The 19,132-nt window shown below is 60.2% G+C and carries 18 protein-coding genes; 10 read left to right on the top strand and 8 right to left on the bottom strand.

What is annotated here, in order from left to right:
• Nucleotides 1-197 precede the first annotated feature (197 nt).
• Both AEQ63_RS09530 and AEQ63_RS09525 read right to left on the bottom strand, forming a co-directional pair.
• Nucleotides 198-386: a hypothetical protein gene (locus AEQ63_RS09530; RefSeq protein ID WP_016771927.1), complete on the bottom strand. Its 189-nt coding sequence runs from the start codon at nucleotides 384-386 to the stop codon at nucleotides 198-200.
• 68 nt (nucleotides 387-454) lie between these two features.
• A complete protein-coding gene (locus AEQ63_RS09525; RefSeq protein ID WP_042608963.1) occupies nucleotides 455-1,042 on the bottom strand; it encodes a TIGR00730 family Rossman fold protein in 588 nt (195 codons plus the stop codon).
• 342 nt (nucleotides 1,043-1,384) lie between these two features.
• Between AEQ63_RS09525 and azu the strand changes: the two genes are divergently transcribed.
• Complete coding sequence (azu, locus tag AEQ63_RS09520; RefSeq protein WP_064363079.1) at nucleotides 1,385-1,831, top strand: azurin; 447 nt, start codon at nucleotides 1,385-1,387, stop codon at nucleotides 1,829-1,831.
• 150 nt (nucleotides 1,832-1,981) lie between these two features.
• On the opposite strand, the gene nadE is transcribed toward azu, so the two are convergent.
• The 3 genes from nadE to AEQ63_RS09505 form a co-directional block, all read right to left on the bottom strand.
• Nucleotides 1,982-2,809 (bottom strand): ammonia-dependent NAD(+) synthetase, encoded by an 828-nt coding sequence (gene nadE / locus AEQ63_RS09515; protein ID WP_064363077.1) that lies wholly within the window; start codon nucleotides 2,807-2,809, stop codon nucleotides 1,982-1,984.
• Nucleotides 2,810-2,813: 4 nt separating this feature from the next.
• On the bottom strand, nucleotides 2,814-4,037 hold the full coding sequence (gene pncB, locus AEQ63_RS09510) for a nicotinate phosphoribosyltransferase (protein ID WP_042608959.1): 1,224 nt from the start codon (nucleotides 4,035-4,037) through the stop codon (nucleotides 2,814-2,816).
• A gap of 215 nt (nucleotides 4,038-4,252) precedes the next feature.
• Nucleotides 4,253-5,152, bottom strand: a complete 900-nt coding sequence (locus AEQ63_RS09505; protein WP_064363075.1) for a LysR family transcriptional regulator — start codon at nucleotides 5,150-5,152, stop codon at nucleotides 4,253-4,255.
• A 164-nt stretch (nucleotides 5,153-5,316) separates the two neighbouring features.
• Between AEQ63_RS09505 and amaB the strand changes: the two genes are divergently transcribed.
• From amaB to AEQ63_RS09460, 9 genes are all read left to right on the top strand, one after another.
• The gene (gene amaB / locus AEQ63_RS09500) at nucleotides 5,317-6,807 is read left to right on the top strand and encodes an L-piperidine-6-carboxylate dehydrogenase (protein WP_064363073.1); all 1,491 of its coding nucleotides are present in this window, start codon (nucleotides 5,317-5,319) and stop codon (nucleotides 6,805-6,807) included.
• A gap of 151 nt (nucleotides 6,808-6,958) precedes the next feature.
• The gene (gene amaA / locus AEQ63_RS09495; RefSeq protein ID WP_064363072.1) at nucleotides 6,959-8,242 is read left to right on the top strand and encodes an L-pipecolate oxidase; all 1,284 of its coding nucleotides are present in this window, start codon (nucleotides 6,959-6,961) and stop codon (nucleotides 8,240-8,242) included.
• A gap of 368 nt (nucleotides 8,243-8,610) precedes the next feature.
• On the top strand, nucleotides 8,611-9,744 hold the full coding sequence (locus tag AEQ63_RS09490) for an ABC transporter substrate-binding protein (protein ID WP_064363070.1): 1,134 nt from the start codon (nucleotides 8,611-8,613) through the stop codon (nucleotides 9,742-9,744).
• A 241-nt stretch (nucleotides 9,745-9,985) separates the two neighbouring features.
• A complete protein-coding gene (locus AEQ63_RS09485; RefSeq protein WP_039756948.1) occupies nucleotides 9,986-10,900 on the top strand; it encodes an ABC transporter permease subunit in 915 nt (304 codons plus the stop codon).
• A 3-nt stretch (nucleotides 10,901-10,903) separates the two neighbouring features.
• The gene (gene livM / locus AEQ63_RS09480) at nucleotides 10,904-12,205 is read left to right on the top strand and encodes a high-affinity branched-chain amino acid ABC transporter permease LivM (protein ID WP_024011385.1); all 1,302 of its coding nucleotides are present in this window, start codon (nucleotides 10,904-10,906) and stop codon (nucleotides 12,203-12,205) included.
• Nucleotides 12,202-13,074: an ABC transporter ATP-binding protein gene (locus AEQ63_RS09475; RefSeq protein WP_064363068.1), complete on the top strand. Its 873-nt coding sequence runs from the start codon at nucleotides 12,202-12,204 to the stop codon at nucleotides 13,072-13,074. Before livM ends, AEQ63_RS09475 begins: the two co-directional genes overlap by 4 nt.
• Nucleotides 13,071-13,787, top strand: a complete 717-nt coding sequence (locus AEQ63_RS09470; protein WP_042608953.1) for an ABC transporter ATP-binding protein — start codon at nucleotides 13,071-13,073, stop codon at nucleotides 13,785-13,787. The genes AEQ63_RS09475 and AEQ63_RS09470 overlap by 4 nt, the downstream gene beginning before the upstream one ends.
• A gap of 838 nt (nucleotides 13,788-14,625) precedes the next feature.
• Nucleotides 14,626-15,390, top strand: coding sequence for an SDR family oxidoreductase (locus AEQ63_RS09465; protein WP_064363066.1), 765 nt, complete (start codon nucleotides 14,626-14,628; stop codon nucleotides 15,388-15,390).
• A 205-nt stretch (nucleotides 15,391-15,595) separates the two neighbouring features.
• Nucleotides 15,596-16,501, top strand: a complete 906-nt coding sequence (locus tag AEQ63_RS09460) for a cation diffusion facilitator family transporter (protein WP_064363064.1) — start codon at nucleotides 15,596-15,598, stop codon at nucleotides 16,499-16,501.
• Between the two features lie 96 nt (nucleotides 16,502-16,597).
• Here the strand turns inward: AEQ63_RS09460 and AEQ63_RS09455 are convergent, their stop codons facing one another.
• From AEQ63_RS09455 to ureG, 3 genes are all read right to left on the bottom strand, one after another.
• Entirely contained in the window at nucleotides 16,598-17,731 is a 1,134-nt protein-coding gene (locus AEQ63_RS09455) for an AGE family epimerase/isomerase (RefSeq protein WP_064363062.1), read from the bottom strand.
• A 183-nt stretch (nucleotides 17,732-17,914) separates the two neighbouring features.
• On the bottom strand, nucleotides 17,915-18,487 hold the full coding sequence (locus tag AEQ63_RS09450; protein WP_064363060.1) for a HupE/UreJ family protein: 573 nt from the start codon (nucleotides 18,485-18,487) through the stop codon (nucleotides 17,915-17,917).
• A 27-nt stretch (nucleotides 18,488-18,514) separates the two neighbouring features.
• Nucleotides 18,515-19,129 (bottom strand): urease accessory protein UreG, encoded by a 615-nt coding sequence (gene ureG / locus AEQ63_RS09445; protein ID WP_064363057.1) that lies wholly within the window; start codon nucleotides 19,127-19,129, stop codon nucleotides 18,515-18,517.
• Nucleotides 19,130-19,132: the final 3 nt, after the last annotated feature.

The raw sequence follows: 19,132 nt of genomic DNA, 5'->3' as shown, positions 1-19,132 counted from the left end.
AAACTGTAGGAGTGAGCCTGCTCGCGATGGCGGTGTGTCAGGCGATAAATGTTGTGACTGACACACCGCTATCGCGAGCAGGCTCACTCCTACAAGGGAAATGGGTGTTTTGGAAAGGGCTGTGAGGGCCGGCGGCAGAACCGCCAGCCCCGTCACAAATCCGCAGGGCCTGATTCGATCATCAAACCCGGTGGGGCTCAGGCGTCGGGCGTCTGATCTTTCGGTGCATCGGATGCATCAACATCATCATCGGTCGCCACTTCACCGTCAGGGTTCAGTGCCGCTTCTTCAGCGGTTTGCTTCTTGCGCTGAAGCTTTTCCTCTTTCTTCTGTTCCTTTGCCAGGTCTCGTTGACGTTTGGCGAAGGAGTAATTGGGTTTGGCCATGGGCGATCCTCTGGGGTCGAAGGTGAGGTTGAGCGGCGCGTATTCTGCCCTGTATCGGTGTCCGGGGGTTAACCGGGTTTCTGGTCGACCCACTTGGGCGTGACGGTCGGCTGCCACTGATCGAGGGCGTCGAGCAGGGAATCTGGCGATTCGCTCACTTGCAGCATGTCACGGTGTGGCGCGCGAACGAAGCCTTCGCCGACGATATGATCGAGAAAAGCCGTGAGTTTGCTGTAGAAACCGTTCACTTCCAGCAGGCCCAAAGGCTTGCCGTGGTAGCCGAGCTGGCCCCAGGTCCAGACTTCGAACAGCTCTTCCAGCGTGCCGAGGCCGCCGGGCAGGGCGATGAACGCATCGCTGAGTTCGGCCATCCGCGCTTTGCGCGCGTGCATGCCATCGACCACTTCGAGACGGGTCAGGCTTTTGTGGCCGATCTCCTTGTCCATCAGGCTTTGCGGGATGATGCCGATCACTTCGCCGCCAGCAGCCAGGGCCGCATCAGCGACAATGCCCATCAAACCGACGGCGCCACCGCCATAGACCAGGGTCAACTTGCGCTCGGCCAGCGCCCGGCCAAGGGCCACGGCAGCTTCGGTATAGGCTGGCACGGTACCGGCGTTGGCACCGCAAAATACACAAACGGATTTCAGCGACATGGGTTACTCCTGAGGCGATCAGTCGCACAGGGTAACGGCTCCCGCTCCGCGCTCCAAGGATCAGACTTCGCGTTCGGGCGCTTCGAAGGTACCGCTGGCGCCACAGGCGTAGGCGGCGAGCAAGCTGCACAACAGGCCGTTAAAGAACATGACAGGCACTCCGTATCAGTAGGTGGGCCGATCATAGGGCCGAGCGAATGGAATGACCGTTAGATTGTGTCGATGAGTGTCATAGCCTGAAAGTTGTATACAATTTTTGACTCAAGTCATATGAACTTGCGATGATTTCAGGCAGTCTTTCCACCACTAGTGTTTTTGTTAACCCTGCCTTGGAGATTCACCATGTTTTCCAAAGTTGTTGCGGTATCCCTGCTGGCGCTGGCCAGCAGCCAATTGATGGCTGCCGAGTGCAAAACCACCGTTGATTCCACCGATCAGATGTCCTTCAACACCAAGGAAATCGTGATCGACAAGAGCTGCAAGACCTTCACCGTCGAACTGACCCACTCCGGCAGCCTGCCGAAGAACGTCATGGGTCATAACCTGGTGATCAGCAAAGAAGCTGACATGCAGCCAATCGCTACCGACGGCCTGGCCGCCGGTATCGACAAGAGCTACCTGAAGGATGGCGACGCCCGCATCATCGCGCACACCAAGATCATCGGCGCCAAGGAAACCGATTCGGTGACTTTCGATGTATCGAAACTGGATGCTGCTGAAAAATACGGCTTCTTCTGCTCGTTCCCTGGCCACATCTCGATGATGAAAGGCACCGTCGTCGTCAAGTGATTCAGATAAAAAAAAAGCGTCCCGAGGGACGCTTTTTTTGTTTGTGCAGGAGCTGCCGAAGGCTGCGATCTCTTGATCTTGATCTTCAAAGCAAGATCAAAAGATCGCAGCCTCGTTGCACTCGTCAGCTCCTACAGGTTCCTCAGTACCTCACGGTGCGAACGGCATGACCCGCTTGTGATGAGTCTTGTTGTACGTATCGACAATGATCTTCGCCGCCTCGTCCCGCACCGTTGCACCGTGCAGGAACGCATCGATCTCGGCATAAGTCACGCCGTGCGCCGCTTCGTCCGGCTTGCCCGGCGACAGGTCTTCGAGGTCGGCGGTCGGCACTTTCTCGACCAGCGACTCCGGCGCGCCAAAACTGCGGGCAATTGCGCGCACCTGATTTTTCACCAGACCGCTGAGCGGGGCGAGGTCGCAGGCGCCGTCGCCGAATTTGGTGAAGAAACCCATCACCGCTTCCGCCGCGTGGTCGGTGCCAATCACCAGACCGCCCGCCACCCCGGCAATCGTGTACTGCGCCACCATGCGCATCCGCGCCTTGGTATTGCCCAGCACGAAATCCACCGACGCCGCCGGTTTGCCTTCGAACGCCGACACCTGAGCAGCCAGCGCCTTGACCGCCGGGCCGATGTTCACGGTGTGGATTTCGTCAGGGGCGATGCAGTCGAGCGAAGCCTTGGCGTCGTGCTCGTCGAACTGGGTTTCGTAGGGCAGGCGCACGGCGATGAATTTGTAGCCGTCGTCGCCGGTTTTTTCGCGCAGTTCACGGACCGCGCGCTGGGCCAGGAGGCCGGCGGTGAGTGAGTCGACGCCGCCGCTGATGCCCAGCACCAGGGTCTTGAGGCCGGAATTAACCAGGCAATCCTGAATGAACGTCAGGCGTCGGGCGACTTCGGCCTGCAGGGCCTGATCGTCGGCGAACGGTGGTTGCACCTTGAGCTGCTCAGCAATCTCACGCTGTACGGCTTGCATGAATTCACTCCTTGCTAGATAGACTGGATTCGGCAGGAACCTGAAACACATGTCGCAAATAGGCGACGAAATTCGGATCTTTGCAGTGGGTCTTGCCGGGCTCGTCGGAAATCTTCGCCACCGGCTGGCCGTTGCAGGCGGTCATTTTAAGCACGATGCTCATCGGTTCGACACCCGGGATGTCGCAGGTGAGGTTGGTGCCGATGCCGAAGCTCACATTGATGCGACCGTGCAGCGCGCGGAAAATCTCCAACGATTTGGGCAGGGTCAGACTGTCGGAAAACACCAGGGTCTTGCTCATCGGGTCGATGCCGAGCTTGTGGTAATGCGCGATGCACTTTTCGCCCCACGCCACCGGGTCCCCGGAATCGTGGCGCAGGCCGTCGAAAAGCTTGGCGAAGAACAGGTCGAAATCGCCAAGGAAGGCGTCGGTAGTGATGCAGTCGGTAAGGGCGATACCGAGCAGGCCCCGGTACTCGCGAACCCAGCAATCGAGCGCGGCGATCTGGCTGTCGATCAGGCGCGGGCCGAGTTGCTGATGGGCCATGATCCACTCGTGAGCCATGGTGCCCAGCGGTTTCATGTCCAGCTCGCGGGACAGATGCACGTTGCTGGTGCCGACGAACCGCCCCGGGAAATCGTGCTTGAGTACGTTGACCACTTCGGCCTGCACACCAAAGGAAAAGCGCCGACGCGTGCCGAAATCGGCGACCTGCAGTTGCGACAGTTCATCGGCCGAGGCGTTGGCGGTCAGCCAGTCGAACTTGCGATACAGCTGTTCGCGGGCCTGCTCCAGCGAGGTTTCGCGGTAGCGATAGCGGTTACGCACCTCGCTGACGATCGCCAGCAGCGGCACTTCGTAAAGGATGACGTGCAGCCATGGCCCGCGCAGGCGGATGAACAGCTCGCCGTTCTCGATGCCGGTATGCAAGTAACGCAGGTTGAAGCGGAACAGACCCAGGAAGCGCAGGAAGTCCGGTTTCAGGAAGGTGATGCGCTCAAGAAAACTCAGCTGATCGGCACTCAGGCTCAGTTCGGCCAAGCGCTCGATCTGATGACGGATCTCGGCCAGATACGGGCGCAGATCCTCGGCGTTGCGGCAGCGGAACTCCCATTCGACTTCGACGTTGGGGTAGTTGTGCAGCACCGCCTGCATCATCGTCAGCTTGTAGAAGTCGGTGTCGAGCAGGTTCTGCACGATGCGATCGGCAAACACACTCTCGCTCATAAACGGGTCTCCAGTTGCGCCGCGCCTTGCGCGGTCTATATCGATGGCGCTAGTGGCGCATATCGGAGGTAGGGATTGCCAGCATTTTTTAAGCACACCGCAGATCGAATGTGGGAGCGAGCCTGCTCGCGAATGCGGTGTGTCAGTTAGAGATGATGTGGCTGACCCGACGCTTTCGCGAGCAGGCTCGCTCCCACAGGGATCCCCGGTTGACCTCAAGCCGGGCTGTCGATCTGCTCCAGCATCCACTTCACGAAATCCCGTACCTTCGGTACTTCCGCCGCGTGCTCGGGGTAGGCCAGGTAATAGGCGTCGCTGCTGGGCATCGCATGCTGCCAGGGTATGACCAGTTTGCCCTCGGCCAATTCCTCTTCCACCAGAAACCGTGGCAGGAGTGCCACGCCGCAGCCGACCTGGGCGGCGCGGATGCACATATAGAAGGTTTCGAAACGCGGCCCGTGGTAGCTGTGTTCGGTGTGGTAGCCCTGGCTGTCAAACCAGTCGTGCCAGGCCTGCGGTCGCGAGGCATTTTGCAGCAGCACCAGATCGGTGAGTTGCGTCGGGTCAGTCAAAGGCGTGTCGGGCAGGCTGCCCGGGGCGCAGACCGGTACCAGTTCTTCGCCGAACAATTTCAGGGACTCAGTACCCGGGCGCGACGCCTGGCCGAAATAGAAGGCCAGATCGCTGCGCCCTTGCAACAGATCATCGGCTTCCTGCTCGTTGCACAGGTCCAGATGTATCGACGGATGGCGCAGTCGCCAGCCTTTCAGGCGCGGCACCAGCCAGCGGGCACCGAAGGTCGAAGGGGTGGATACACGCAGGACTTCGGTCTCTCCGCCGTAGGAACGCAGGTAATGCGTCGACATCTCCACTTGAGTGAGGATTTTTCTGACTTCGACCAGATACAAATCTCCGGCGGGCGTCATCTGCAAACGCCGACGCACGCGGCGGAACAGCAAGTGCTGCAACAGTTCTTCAAGCTGTGCGACCTGCTTGCTCACCGCGCTCTGGGTCAGATTCAGCTCTTCGGCGGCGCGGGTAAAACTCAGGTGCCGGGTCACCGCCTCGAAGCACTGCAGGGCGGTGATCGAGGGCAAGTGGCGTTTGTTCAGCATGGCCAGTCCTTTTTCTTGTCTTTCTGTACGCAGCATGAATAAACGGAATGATATCTGGCGTAAAGGTCGTTTGTTGCATCGCCGCAGTGACGCTACAACTAAAGGCCTGCCCGGCCATGAAATGAATGGCCGCACACATTCTGTTTTTGCTTGAGGAGAGACCGATGGTTGCCGCATTGCTTGATCGTCTGGGAGTCAACCCGGCCCTGTACCAGAACGGCAAAGTGCCGGTGCATTCGCCCATCGATGGCAGCGAAATTGCCTCGGTGAACTGGGAAGGCGCTGCCGAAGTCGAGCAGCACATCAGTCGCGCAGATCATGCATTCGAGCACTGGCGCAAGGTCCCGGCGCCGCGTCGCGGCGAGCTGGTGCGTCAGTTCGGCGAAGTGTTGCGCGAATACAAGGCCGACCTCGGCGAGCTGGTGTCGTGGGAAGCCGGCAAGATCACGCAGGAAGGTCTGGGTGAAGTGCAGGAGATGATCGACATCTGCGACTTCGCCGTCGGCCTGTCGCGCCAGTTGTACGGTTTGACCATCGCCTCCGAGCGTCCCGGCCACCACATGCGCGAAACCTGGCATCCGCTTGGCGTGGTCGGGGTGATCAGCGCGTTCAACTTCCCGGTCGCGGTGTGGGCGTGGAACACCACGCTGGCGCTGGTTTGCGGCAACCCTGTGGTGTGGAAACCCTCGGAGAAAACCCCGCTGACCGCGCTGGCCTGTCAGGCGCTGTTCGACCGCGTGGTGAAGAATTTCAGCGATGCCCCGGCGAGCCTGTGCCAAGTGGTGATTGGCGGTCGCGATGCCGGCGAAGCGCTGGTCGACGATCCGCGCGTCGCGCTGATCAGCGCCACCGGCAGCACGCGCATGGGCCGCGAAGTGGCGCCGAAAGTCGCCGCGCGTTTTGCCCGCAGCATTCTTGAGCTGGGCGGCAACAATGCGATGATCCTCGGCCCGAGCGCCGATCTGGACATGGCGGTGCGCGCGATTCTGTTCAGCGCCGTCGGCACCGCCGGGCAACGCTGCACGACCCTGCGTCGCCTGATCGCTCACGAATCGGTGAAGGAAGAAATCGTCACCCGCCTCAAAGCCGCGTATTCGAAAGTACGCATCGGCCATCCGCTGCAAGGCAATCTGGTCGGCCCGCTGATCGACAAACACAGCTTCGAAAACATGCAGGATGCGCTGGAGCAGGCACTCAGCGAAGGCGGCCGGGTGTTCGGTGGCAAGCGTCAACTGGAAGATCAGTTCCCCAATGCCTACTACGTATCACCAGCCATCGTGGAAATGCCCGAGCAGAGCGATGTGGTCTGCAGCGAAACCTTCGCGCCGATTCTCTATGTGGTTGGCTACAGCGATTTCGAGGAAGCGCTGCGCTTGAACAACGCTGTGCCGCAAGGCCTGTCGGCGTGCATCTTCACCACCGACGTGCGCGAGGCCGAGCGGTTCATGTCGGCGGTCGGCAGCGACTGCGGCATCGCCAACGTCAACATCGGCCCGAGCGGTGCGGAAATCGGCGGCGCCTTCGGTGGCGAGAAGGAGACCGGCGGCGGCCGTGAGTCCGGCTCCGATGCCTGGCGCGCCTACATGCGCCGGCAGACCAACACCGTCAACTACTCGCTGGAATTGCCGTTGGCGCAGGGCATTACCTTCGACTGATGGAGATTGATGCGATGGCTGTGGGAGCGAGCCTGCTCGCGAATGCGTCAGGTCAGTCGACATTGATGTTGGCTGATTTACCGCTTTCGCGAGCAGGCTCGCTCCCACAGGATCTGCAGTGTGTTTGTTGGGTTTCTGTTGGAGTCTGGCAATGCCGTTACGGGAAGAATGTCTGTGGGAAAAGCTCACGCCACAACGTCCGGATCATTCGGCGCTCAGGGGTGAGGTCAAGGTCGATGTCTGCGTGATCGGCGCCGGATTCACCGGGTTGTCGGCGGCGCTGCATCTGTTGGAAAAGGGCAAAAGCGTCTGCGTGCTGGAGGCTCATCGCGCAGGGCACGGCGGCTCCGGGCGCAACGTCGGGCTGGTCAATGCCGGCATGTGGATTCCCCCGGACGAGATCGAGGCCGGTTTCGGCGAGGCGGTCGGCAGCCAGCTCAACCGCATGCTCGGGGCGGCGCCGGCGCTGGTGTTCAGCCTTGTGGATAAATACCACATCGATTGCCAGTTGCGTCGCGAAGGCACTTTGCACATGGCGCATAACGCCAAGGGCGAGGCTGACCTGCGCAGTCGCGAGCAGCAATGGAAACGCCGTGGCGCGCCGGTCGAGTTGCTGACCGGCAAAGCCTGCGAGCAAGCCACCGGTACGCAGAAAATCGCCGCTGCGCTGCTTGATCGTCGCGCCGGCACGCTTAATCCGATGGCCTATGTCACCGGGTTGGCCAACGCGGTGCTGGGGCTCGGCGGGCAGATGTTCGATCATTCACCAGTGACTCGCCTCGAACGCATCGGGCAGAAATGGTCAGTGCAGACCGCCCAGGGTGCGGTGCTCGCCGAGCAAGTGGTCATAGCCTCCAATGCCTACACCGAAGGCGACTGGACCGAGCTCAAACGCAATTTCTTTCCCGGTTATTACTATCAGGTCGCCTCGGTGCCGCTCACCGAAGACGCCGCGCAGGCGATTCTTCCGGGCGGGCAGGGCTCGTGGGACACCCGCCAGGTGCTGAGCAGTATTCGCCGCGACAAGGACGGACGTCTGCTGCTCGGCAGCCTCGGTAATGGCAACCAGAAACCGACGTGGTTTCTCAAAGCCTGGGCTGATCGGGTCCAGCAGCATTACTTCCCCAATCTGAAGCCGGTCGAGTGGGAATGCACCTGGACCGGGCGCATTGCTTTTACGCCTGATCACCTGATGCGCCTGTTCGAGCCGGCGCCGGGACTGGTGGCCGTCACCGGTTATAACGGTCGCGGCGTGACCACCGGCACCGTAGTCGGCAAAGCCTTCGCCGATTACCTGTGCCACGGCGATGCACAGGCACTGCCGATTCCCTTCGCACCGATGCAGCCCTTGGCGGGTGCGGGGCTGCGCAGTTGCCTGTACGAGGCCGGGTTTTCCCTGTATCACGCGGGCCAGTGCCTGCGCATCGTTATTTGAGTGTTGAAATTTGTTGCCGGACGCAGCGCTTTTGCAGCCAGCGACTAGCCTGTAATGGTGCGGGTTGTAGCAGTTGCGCACCAGCAGTGTGCAGTTCGGTGACGCGGGCTGTTACAGGCGGGTTGCACGTCGTTTGCCGCTGCGGTTGCAATGATGGCGCGCGCGGGTTGCGCCTGAAAAAACAAACGGTTTCACCTTCCGCGGTTTAGACGGTTGCACGCCCAATGAAAATGGGAACGAAACAGTCGAAATAACAACAACGCAGCGACTTTTTGAAGAATAAAAAACCGATGGCACGGGCCTTGCTCTGCGCTTTGAGTGAAGTGAAGTCGCAGTGCCAACTAAAAAAAACCTTGGAGCACCACCTCATGTCCCAGACGTTTTACAAGAAAGGCTTTCTGGCCCTCGCAGTGGCTACTGCGCTGGGTGTTTCTGCGTTTGCTCAAGCTGATATCAAGATCGGTGTAGCGGGTCCGATGACCGGTGCCAACGCGGCATTCGGCGAGCAGTACATGAAGGGTGCACAGGCGGCGGCCGATGCGGTCAACGCGGCGGGCGGCGTGAACGGCGAGAAAATCGTCCTGGTCAAAGGCGATGATGCCTGCGAACCGAAGCAGGCGGTGACGGTCGCCAAGGACCTCACCAACCAGAAAGTCGCCGGCGTGGTCGGTCACTTCTGCTCTTCGTCGACCATTCCAGCGTCGGAGATCTACGACGAAGCCGGGATCATTGCGATCACTCCGGGCTCGACCAACCCGCAGGTCACCGAGCGTGGCCTGAGCGCCATGTTCCGTATGTGCGGACGTGATGACCAACAAGGCATCGTTGCCGGCGACTACATCGTCGACATCCTCAAGGGCAAGAAAGTCGTTGTCCTGCACGACAAGGACACCTACGGCCAAGGCCTGGCGGACGCCACCAAGGCGCAACTGGAAAAACGCGGCGTCAAGCCTGTGCTGTACGAAGGCCTGACCCGTGGCGAGAAAGACTTCAGCACCATCGTGACCAAGATCCGTGGCGCCGGCGCCGATGTCGTCTACTTCGGCGGCCTGCACCCGGAGGCCGGTCCACTGGTTCGTCAGCTGCGTGAACAAGGCCTGAAAGACGTCAAGTTCATGTCCGACGACGGCATCGTGACCGACGAGCTGGTGACCACCGCCGGCGGCCCGCAATTCACCGATGGCGTGCTGATGACCTTCGGCGCCGATCCGCGCCTGCTGCCTGAAAGCAAGACCGTAGTGGACGCATTCCGCAAGGCCGGCACCGAGCCTGAGGGCTACACCCTGTACGCCTATGCCTCGGTTCAGACCCTGGCTGCCGCGTTCAACGGCGCCAAGTCCAACAAGGGCGAAGAGGCTGCAGCCTGGTTGAAGAAAAATCCGGTGAAAACCGTGATGGGCGAGAAGACCTGGGATTCCAAGGGCGACCTGAAAGTCTCCGACTACGTGGTTTACCAGTGGGACAAGGACGGCAAATACCACCAGCTGGAAAAGCAGAAGTAAGGGCTGAAGCGATCATCTGATCACCACGGTTTTCTTGTAGGAGTGAGCCTGCTCGCGATAGCGGTTGAACATTCAACACATGTGTTGCCTGTCAGTCCGTCATCGCGAGCAGGCGAAGGCCTACAGGGGCCGGTGGTGGTCCGATGGTCACGCTCCGACATTGCTCCGACGTACATCTGTATTTTTCCTAGAAGAACCGCGCGCCATTGGTGCGCAGGTTCTCACTGCGTGAGATTGCGTTATGGATGGTATTTTCCTGCAGCAACTGGTCAATGGCCTGACCCTCGGGTCGGTCTATGGCCTGATCGCCATCGGCTACACAATGGTCTACGGCATCATCGGCATGATCAACTTCGCCCACGGCGAGGTTTACATGATTTCCGCTTACCTGGCGGCAATCAGTCTGGCTCTGCTGGCTTACTTCGGTATCGAATCCTTCCCGCTGCTGATGCTCGGCACGCTGATCTTCACCATCGTCGTCACGGCGGTGTATGGCTGGGTCATCGAGCGTGTCGCCTACAAACCCCTGCGCAACTCGACCCGCCTGGCGCCGCTGATCAGCGCCATCGGTATTTCGCTGATTCTGCAGAACTACGCACAGATCGCTCAGGGCGCCAAACAACAGGGCGTGCCTACGCTGCTGACCGGTGCCTGGCGTGTTGAAGTCGGTAGCGGCTTCGTGCAACTGACCTACACCAAAGTCTTCATCCTGATCGCCGCATTCGTCGGCATGGGGCTGCTGACCTACGTCATCAAATACACCAAGCTCGGCCGCATGTGCCGCGCGACCCAGCAAGACCGCAAGATGGCCTCGATTCTGGGGATCAACACCGACCGGGTGATTTCCTACGTGTTCATCATCGGTGCAGCCATGGCGGCACTCGCTGGTGTGCTGATCACCATGAACTACGGCACGTTCGACTTCTATGCCGGCTTCATCATCGGCATCAAAGCGTTCACCGCAGCGGTACTTGGCGGCATCGGCTCACTGCCCGGCGCCATGCTCGGCGGGATCATCCTCGGCATCTCCGAGTCGCTGTTCTCCGGTCTGGTCAACTCCGACTACAAAGACGTGTTCAGTTTCTCGCTGCTCGTCCTCGTACTGGTCTTCCGGCCGCAGGGCCTGTTGGGCCGTCCTCTTGTGTCGAAGGTGTAAGCGATGTCTGCAACCACTGAAAAATCCATCGATATCAAAAAAAGTCTGGTCGAGGCGATTCTTGCCGGCCTGATTGCGCTGATCGTGTTCGGGCCGATTGTCGGCGTGGTCCTCGACGGCTACAGCTTCAATCTCGAAGCAACCCGCGTGGCGTGGATCATTGCCATCGTCATGGCCGGGCGTTTTGCCCTCAGCCTGTTCCTGCAGACGCCCAAGGGCCTGAAGATCCTCGACGGATTCGAGAGCACCGGTTCCGGCGTGCACGTGCTGCCGGCGGATTACAAATCGCGGCTGCGCTGGATCATTCCGTTGATCATTGTGCTGGCGATCATCGTGCCGTTTGTTTCCAACTCCTACCTGCTTGGCGTGGTCATCCTCGGTTTGATCTACGTGCTGCTGGGGCTGGGGCTGAACATCGTGGTCGGTCTGGCCGGTCTGCTCGATCTCGGCTACGTGGCGTTTTACGCCATCGGTGCCTACGGTCTGGCGCTGGGCTACCAGTATCTGGGGCTGGGTTTCTGGACCGTGCTGCCATTGGCGGCGATCACCGCAGGCCTGGCCGGTTGCATTCTGGGTTTCCCGGTGCTGCGTCTGCACGGTGACTATCTGGCGATCGTGACCCTGGGCTTCGGTGAAATCATTCGTCTGGTGCTGAACAACTGGCTGTCCCTGACCGGTGGCCCAAACGGCATGCCAGCGCCACTGCCAACGTTCTTCGGTCTGGAATTCGGCAAGCGCGCGAAGGATGGCGGGGTACCGTTTCACGAGTTCTTCGGCCTGACCTACAACCCGGACGTGAAGTATTACTTCATCTACGCGGTGTTGTTCCTGGTGGTACTGGCGGTGCTGTACGTCAAGCATCGTCTGGTGAAAATGCCGGTTGGTCGCGCCTGGGAAGCCCTGCGTGAAGATGAAATCGCCTGCCGCTCGATGGGCCTCAACCACGTGCTGGTCAAGCTCTCGGCGTTCACCATCGGTGCATCGACGGCGGGTCTGGCCGGGGTGTTCTTCGCCACCTATCAAGGCTTCGTCAACCCGACCTCGTTCACCTTCTTCGAATCGGCGCTGATCCTCGCCATCGTCGTGCTCGGCGGCATGGGCTCGACCATCGGCGTAGTCATCGCTGCGTTCGTACTCACCGTCGCCCCGGAACTGCTGCGCGGTTTCGCTGAGTATCGAGTGCTGCTGTTCGGCATCCTGATGGTGTTGATGATGATCTGGCGACCACGCGGGCTGATCCGCATCAGCCGCACCGGGGTCAAACCACGCAAAGGTGCCATTCACTACGAGAGGACTGCGCCATGAGTGAAGTCGTACTCTCTGTTGAAAAACTGATGATGCATTTCGGTGGCATCAAGGCTTTGAGCGATGTCAGCCTGAAGGTCAAACGCAATTCGATCTTCGCCCTGATCGGCCCCAACGGCGCTGGCAAGACCACGGTGTTCAACTGCCTGACCGGGTTCTACAAGGCCTCTGGCGGCAAGATCGAACTCAACGTGCGCGGCCAGCAGACCAACGTCATCCAGCTGCTGGGCGAGTCGTTCAAAGCGACCGATTTCGTCTCGCCGAAATCCTTCCTCAGCCGCATGTACTACAAAATGTTCGGCGGGACTCACCTGGTGAACCGTGCAGGTCTGGCCCGGACGTTCCAGAACATTCGCCTGTTCAAGGAAATGTCGGTGCTGGAAAACCTGCTGGTGGCGCAGCACATGTGGGTCAACCGCAACATGCTCGCCGGCATCCTCAACACCAAGGGCTATCGCAAGGCTGAGAGCGAAGCGCTGGATGTCGCCTTCTACTGGCTGGAAGTGGTCGATCTGGTCGACTGCGCCAACCGTCTCGCCGGTGAGCTGTCGTACGGCCAACAACGCCGTCTGGAGATCGCTCGGGCCATGTGCACGCGGCCGCAGATCATCTGCCTCGACGAACCGGCCGCCGGCCTCAACCCTCAGGAAACCGAAGCGCTGAGCGCGATGATCCGGCTGCTGCGCGACGAGCACGATCTGACCGTGGTGCTGATCGAACACGACATGGGCATGGTCATGAGCATTTCCGATCACATCGTGGTCCTCGACCACGGCATCGTTATCGCCGAAGGCGGACCGGAAGCGATCCGCAGCGATCCGAAAGTGATTGCAGCCTACCTGGGCGCCGACGAAGAGGAGCTGGTATGAGCCAACCGATCCTCGAATTGCGCAATCTGGACGTGTTCTACGGCCCGATCCAGGCGCTCAAAGGCGTTTCGCTGCAGATCAACGAAGGCGAGACCGTCAGCCTGATCGGCTCCAACGGCGCCGGCAAGTCGACCCTGCTGATGTCGATCTTCGGTCAGCCCAGAGCGGCGGGCGGGCAGATTCTTTATCAAGGCGTCGACATTACCCACAAGTCCTCGCATTACATCGCCTCCAACGGCATCGCGCAGTCGCCGGAAGGACGGCGGGTGTTCCCCGACATGACCGTCGAGGAAAACCTGCTGATGGGCACCATCCCGATTGGCGACAAGTACGCCAAAGAGGACATGCAGCGCATGTTCGAGCTGTTCCCACGGCTTGAAGAACGACGCAATCAGCGCGCGATGACCATGTCGGGCGGTGAGCAGCAGATGCTCGCCATCGCCCGTGCGCTGATGAGCCGGCCGAAATTGTTGCTGCTCGATGAACCGAGCCTGGGCCTGGCACCGATCGTGGTGAAGCAGATTTTTGCCACCCTGCGTGAACTGGCGAAAACCGGGATGACCATTTTTCTCGTCGAGCAAAACGCCAACCATGCGCTGAAGCTGTCGGACCGGGCGTATGTGATGGTCAACGGCGAGATCCGTCTGACCGGCACAGGCAAAGACCTGTTGGTGAATGAGGAGGTGCGTAACGCCTATCTGGGCGGGCACTGATTCTTCTCGCGGTTATACACAGCCCCGGCGACGACAGTCCCGGGGTTTTTTTATCCCCCCAACTCACCACCTCCCCCTGTAGGAGTGAGCCTGCTCGCGATAGCGGTGTGTCAGTCCTGTAGATGTTGCTGAATAACCGCGATCGCGAGCAGGCTCACTCCTACATTGGAATTGCACAACTTTCAGAATTGTGGAAAACAAATTCCCCAAGCTGCCAAAGCGCGACATATAGACGCTGCAAATGGCTGTTTTTCCACAGTTTTGACTTGTCCCCGATTGCTGTGGAGCTGGCTGTGCATAACGTGGGTGTATATGGTTGCAGCCCTTGTAATCCGTGGCTTTCAAGCTCGTGGTTGTTTTTTGATCAGGCAATTTCAAGCAAGCGCGGGGTGCCATTGTCAACCTTTTTATAGCGTTGGTAGCACACACGATTTCGTGTGCCTCGGCCTGTGGATAAGTCTGTGACTAAACTCTGGAAAGACCTCGCTGAAGGCCGTAATTGCTGGCCTCGCGCAATCACGCGGTTGTACCGTCCGTCGTGCAAAATGCCCTGTCCCGCACATCCGGTCACTCAGGGTCAAGCAAAAAACTTTCGATTTCGCCCGCAAAGCCTTGTGCAGCGCGGCTTTGCGCGTTTCTACTTGCCCCCGGAAACTGTGGAGCAGACTGTGGATAACGTGCGTGCACATGGCTGGAAGCCACGCAGGCTGCGGACTTGGTGCATCTGGTTGATTTTTGTACAGGCGGCAGGTGTTGCCCGTATCCGCGAGGGCGGGCATGCTGCCTGCTGATTTTCTATTCCAAGGGCTGCCGTGGCGGCCGAAGCAAGGAGAACACGATGTCCGACACCCTGTTTATCACCGGCGCGACGTCCGGTTTTGGTGAAGCCTGTGCCCGCCGTTTTGCCGATGCAGGCTGGAAACTGGTGCTGACCGGCCGTCGTGAAGAACGCCTCAACGCCCTCTGCAGCGAGCTGTCGAAGCAGACCGAAGTGCACGGTCTGGTCCTCGATGTGCGTGATCGCAAGGCGATGGAAGAGGCGATCGCCAACCTGCCGCCGTCGTTCGCCAGACTCCGTGGCCTGATCAACAACGCCGGCCTGGCGCTTGGTGTCGATCCGGCGCCCAAGTGCGACCTGGACGATTGGGACACCATGGTCGACACCAATGTCAAAGGCCTGATGTACGCCACCCGCCTGCTGCTGCCACGCCTGATCGCCCACGGCCGTGGCGCCGGTATCGTCAACCTCGGTTCCATTGCCGGCAACTACCCGTACCCGGGCAGCCACGTGTATGGCGCGACCAAAGCCTTCGTCAAACAGTTCTCGCTGAACCTGCGTTGCGATTTGCAGGGCACGGGCGTGCGCGTGAGCAACATCGAACCCGGCCTGTGCGAAAGCGAGTTCTCGCTGGTACGTTTCGCCGGCGACCAGGAACGCTACAACGCCACTTACGCCGGCGCCGAGCCGATCCAGCCGCAGGACATCGCCGAGACGATTTTCTGGGTGATGAACACCCCGGCGCACATCAACATCAACAGCCTGGAGCTGATGCCGGTGAGTCAGACCTGGGCCGGGTTTGCCATTGAGCGTAACAAGGCTTGATACCTGATCCTGTGGCGAGGGAGCTTGCTCCCGCTGGACTGCGCAGCAGGCCCCTGCTTTTTTGCTGAAACAGGGGGGCGCTTCGCACCCCAGCGCGAGCAAGCTCCCTCGCCACAAAGTCGGGTGTAAATCGACGATAAGCTAAACTCCGCACTCAGCCAGCCCGCCGCACCCCGCGGTGTGCAAGGTTTCATGAGGAGTTCAAGTGAGTAACCGAGGTGAGCAGGCACTGCTCAAACAATCGACGCTGCTGATGCTGGCGGTGTCGATTGCCGGGGTCGTCACCGGTTTTGTTTCAGGGTCGCACTCCATCCTGTTCGATGGATTTTTCTCGCTGATCGCAACGTTTATCAAAATCCTGATGCTGATCACCGCCCGGTTGATCGCCAAGCAAAGCAATCAGCGTTTCCAGTTCGGCTTCTGGCATCTGGAGCCGATGGTGCTGCTGATTGAAGGCAGCTTCCTGCTGCTGATCGCCATCTATGCATTTCTCAATGGCGTGTTCGGCATCATCAACGGTGGTCGCGATATCGAGCTGGGTCTGGTGATCGTCTACGCGGCGGTGTTCACCGTCGTCGAGTTCGCTTATTTCTTCTACGTGCGCCGGCGTAATCGCACGCTCAAATCCAGCCTGATCCAGTTCGACAACATCAGTTGGCTGGTCGATGCGATGCTCTCGGTGGGCTTGTTGATCAGTTTCCTCGCCGCGCTGCTGCTCAAGTCCCAGGGTTATGGCGAGTGGGCGGTGTATGTCGACCCGCTGATCCTTATCGTACTTGCGCTGAGCATGCTGCCCCCGGCGTTGAAGATCCTCGGCCCGGCGTTGCGTGATGTGCTGGGTATCGCCCCGGACACGCTGGATGAGCAGGTACGGCAGGTGATGGAGGTGGCGAAGGTCGAGCATGGTTTCGACGATTACGTGTCCTACGTACAAAAGCACGGTCGGGCGCGGTTCATCGAAATTCATGTGGTGCTGCCGGCGGCTTATCCGTTGCGCAATGTCGCGCAGCTGGACGCGTTGCGTGAGCAGATTTCCGCGCAGTTGGGCAAGCCGGATGCGGCGCGGTGGCTGACCATCAGTTTCACCGGGGACAAGAAGTGGATTGCCTGAGCACCGCGTAATGGCTGATCGCGAGCAGGCTCACTCCCACAGGTGAATGCATTTCAAACTGTGGGAGCGAGCCTGCTCGCGAAGGCAATCGTTCAGTCAGCGAAGATACGCAGCCAAACCCTGATAGCAGGTCGCCAAATGATAAGGCGTGGTCGAAGGCATGTCCTTGCGGCTGACTTCGCCGTTTTCATCCCGGCACTCGTGCCACCCACCGGCGTGTAGAAACCGTTGCTGCAACGCCTGCAACTGGCGCAGCACCGCCGCTCCGCTATCCTTGCGCAACGTCAGTGCGCGCAGGTATTCGGCCTGAGCCCAGATACGCTGGGTCGAATCCCTTGGTCGGCCATTGCTTTCCAGATCAAGCATCGCCCGCACGGCGCCGCAAGACTCCAGCACGCCATACTGTTCGGTAAAGGCAAACGCCCGATCCAATGCCCGATGCAGTTTGGAATCGCGCAACAGCGGCGACGATTCGAGCAGGAAATACCATTCGAACTGATGCCCCGGCTCGTACCAGTTATCCACAGCGCCCAGCGGCTTCTCCATCAACACGCCATGTTGCGGATCGACGAATTGCTTGTGCATGGCTGTGCATAACTCAAGCAGGGCTTTCTGCGTCTGCGGATCTTCGCGCACCGCAAGGGTGGCCAGAAAGGCTTCAGCCAAATGCATCAGCGGATTTTGCAACGGGCCGGTCTGCAAGGTGATCCAGTCACGCTCAAGGCAGGCTTCGTACAAGCCGTCACCGGTGGCGAAACGGCGGCCGATGATTTCCAGCGCGGCGTTCAATGTCGACTCGGCCAGCGAATCGCCGGACTTGTGCCAGTAATGCGCGCAGGCAAACAGAATGAAAGCGTGGGTGTAGAGATCCTTGCGCTGATCCAGCGGCTTGCCCTGGGCGTCGATGCTGTAGAACCAGCCGCCATGCTCAGCGTCATGGAAGTGCCGTTGCAAGGAACGGAACAGCGCCGCCGCCCGTGCTTCGGCGTTATCCACAACCCCGATCAGGCTGGAGAACAGGTACAGCTGCCGTGCGCAGGCCATCGCCCGATAACGTTGCGCCGGCAACGCTTGATGCGCGGCGTCCAGCGCCTCATAGGGCAACGCCATGTCGGCATTCCAGCCCGGGCCTTGCCACAGCGGCACGATGACATGCAGAAAATGCTTCTGCACCTCGGCAAACAGGGCGGTCAATTCGGGCAGGGTGGTGGAGCGGGAAGCGTGGGGCATGAGCGGATGTCGTCACGGGCTGGGGCGATTGCGCGACATGGTAGCAGAGAGCACTGCTTGAGAGATGCGGTGTCTGTCAGGCCGTCTTCGCGAGCAGGCTCGCTCCCACAGTGGATTTGCAGCGTACATAAAACCTGTGGGAGCGAGCCTGCTCGCGAAGAGACCAGTGCAGGCGCTAAACAATCATCCTGCCAACAACCAGACCCCGGTCGCCGCCGAAGCCGCACCCGCCAGTCGCACAAGCGGTGCCGCTGCCTGCGGAAGAACCCGCACCACGCCATAGCCGAGCGCATGCAACACCGCCGTCGCCGCGACAAACCCGGTCGCATACGCCCACGGGCTGCTCATCTCCGGCAACTCCAGCCCATGCGCCACGCCATGGAACAGCGCAAACAGCGCCGTCGCTGCCACCGCCATCACCAGCGGTGGACGCACCGCCAGTGCCACGGCCAGGCCCAGCGCCAGTACCGACGCGGCAATCCCGCTTTCCAGCGCTGGCAACTCCAGCCCTTCAAAACCGAGCAGGCCGCCCAGCAGCATGGTGCCGACAAAGGTGCACGGCAGCGCCCAGCGCGCCGCGCCTTGTTGCTGCGCCGCCCACAAACCGACGGCGAGCATTGCCAGCAAGTGGTCGAGACCGCCGATCGGGTGGCTGATGCCCGCGACCAGGCCACTGTCGCCATGCCCCGGGTGAGCGAAGGCCAGCGCCGGTGTCAGCAGCAGCGCCACGGCGCCAAGAATGCGTTTGAATGTCATGGATAAGCTTCCTTGTTGATAAGTGAATCAGGCGGCGGTCAGCAGGCCTTGGCGTTCGATGAAGGCGATGATTTCTTCAAGGCCCTGACCGGTTTTCTGGTTGCTGAACACGAACGGCTTGCCGTTGCGCATGCGTTTGGTGTCGCTGTCCATCATTTCCAGCGAGGCGCCCACCAGCGGAGCCAGGTCGATCTTGTTGATCACCAGCAGGTCGGACTTGCAGATCCCCGGGCCGCCCTTGCGCGGCAGCTTGTCGCCGGCGGAAACGTCGATCACGTAGATGGTGAGGTCGGAGAGCTCAGGGCTGAAGGTCGCCGAGAGGTTGTCGCCGCCGGACTCGACCAGAATCAGATCCAGCCCAGGAAAGCGTCGGTTCAGTTGGTCGACCGCTTCAAGGTTGATCGAAGCGTCTTCGCGGATTGCGGTGTGCGGGCAACCGCCGGTTTCCACGCCGATGATCCGCTCCGGCGCGAGGGCCTCGTTGCGCACCAGGAAATCGGCGTCTTCGCGGGTGTATATATCGTTGGTGACCACGGCGAGGTTGTAGCGCTCGCGCAGGGCCAGGCACAGGGCCAAAGTCAGCGCAGTCTTGCCGGAACCGACCGGGCCGCCGATGCCGACGCGCAGAGGTTGTGTTTGCATTTC

It is taken from the genome of Pseudomonas sp. RIT-PI-o (genome assembly GCF_001297215.1).
Lineage (GTDB): Bacteria > Pseudomonadota > Gammaproteobacteria > Pseudomonadales > Pseudomonadaceae > Aquipseudomonas > Aquipseudomonas moraviensis_A.
The sequence above is the reverse complement of the archived record's forward strand: the minus strand, read 5'-3'. Positions and strand labels throughout refer to the sequence as shown.

What these genes read in the sequence shown, in the direction of transcription:
- AEQ63_RS09455 (WP_064363062.1), bottom strand. Translation starts at nt 17,731, where the DNA reads ATGCCCCACGCTTCCCGCTCCACCACCCTGCCCGAATTGACCGCCCTG.
- amaA (WP_064363072.1), top strand. Translation starts at nt 6,959, where the DNA reads ATGCCGTTACGGGAAGAATGTCTGTGGGAAAAGCTCACGCCACAACGT.
- azu (WP_064363079.1), top strand. Translation starts at nt 1,385, where the DNA reads ATGTTTTCCAAAGTTGTTGCGGTATCCCTGCTGGCGCTGGCCAGCAGC.
- livM (WP_024011385.1), top strand. Translation starts at nt 10,904, where the DNA reads ATGTCTGCAACCACTGAAAAATCCATCGATATCAAAAAAAGTCTGGTC.
- AEQ63_RS09470 (WP_042608953.1), top strand. Translation starts at nt 13,071, where the DNA reads ATGAGCCAACCGATCCTCGAATTGCGCAATCTGGACGTGTTCTACGGC.
- AEQ63_RS09450 (WP_064363060.1), bottom strand. Translation starts at nt 18,487, where the DNA reads ATGACATTCAAACGCATTCTTGGCGCCGTGGCGCTGCTGCTGACACCG.
- AEQ63_RS09525 (WP_042608963.1), bottom strand. Translation starts at nt 1,042, where the DNA reads ATGTCGCTGAAATCCGTTTGTGTATTTTGCGGTGCCAACGCCGGTACC.
- AEQ63_RS09490 (WP_064363070.1), top strand. Translation starts at nt 8,611, where the DNA reads ATGTCCCAGACGTTTTACAAGAAAGGCTTTCTGGCCCTCGCAGTGGCT.
- ureG (WP_064363057.1), bottom strand. Translation starts at nt 19,129, where the DNA reads ATGCAAACACAACCTCTGCGCGTCGGCATCGGCGGCCCGGTCGGTTCC.
- nadE (WP_064363077.1), bottom strand. Translation starts at nt 2,809, where the DNA reads ATGCAAGCCGTACAGCGTGAGATTGCTGAGCAGCTCAAGGTGCAACCA.
- pncB (WP_042608959.1), bottom strand. Translation starts at nt 4,037, where the DNA reads ATGAGCGAGAGTGTGTTTGCCGATCGCATCGTGCAGAACCTGCTCGAC.
- AEQ63_RS09475 (WP_064363068.1), top strand. Translation starts at nt 12,202, where the DNA reads ATGAGTGAAGTCGTACTCTCTGTTGAAAAACTGATGATGCATTTCGGT.
- AEQ63_RS09465 (WP_064363066.1), top strand. Translation starts at nt 14,626, where the DNA reads ATGTCCGACACCCTGTTTATCACCGGCGCGACGTCCGGTTTTGGTGAA.
- AEQ63_RS09505 (WP_064363075.1), bottom strand. Translation starts at nt 5,152, where the DNA reads ATGCTGAACAAACGCCACTTGCCCTCGATCACCGCCCTGCAGTGCTTC.
- AEQ63_RS09485 (WP_039756948.1), top strand. Translation starts at nt 9,986, where the DNA reads ATGGATGGTATTTTCCTGCAGCAACTGGTCAATGGCCTGACCCTCGGG.
- AEQ63_RS09530 (WP_016771927.1), bottom strand. Translation starts at nt 386, where the DNA reads ATGGCCAAACCCAATTACTCCTTCGCCAAACGTCAACGAGACCTGGCA.
- amaB (WP_064363073.1), top strand. Translation starts at nt 5,317, where the DNA reads ATGGTTGCCGCATTGCTTGATCGTCTGGGAGTCAACCCGGCCCTGTAC.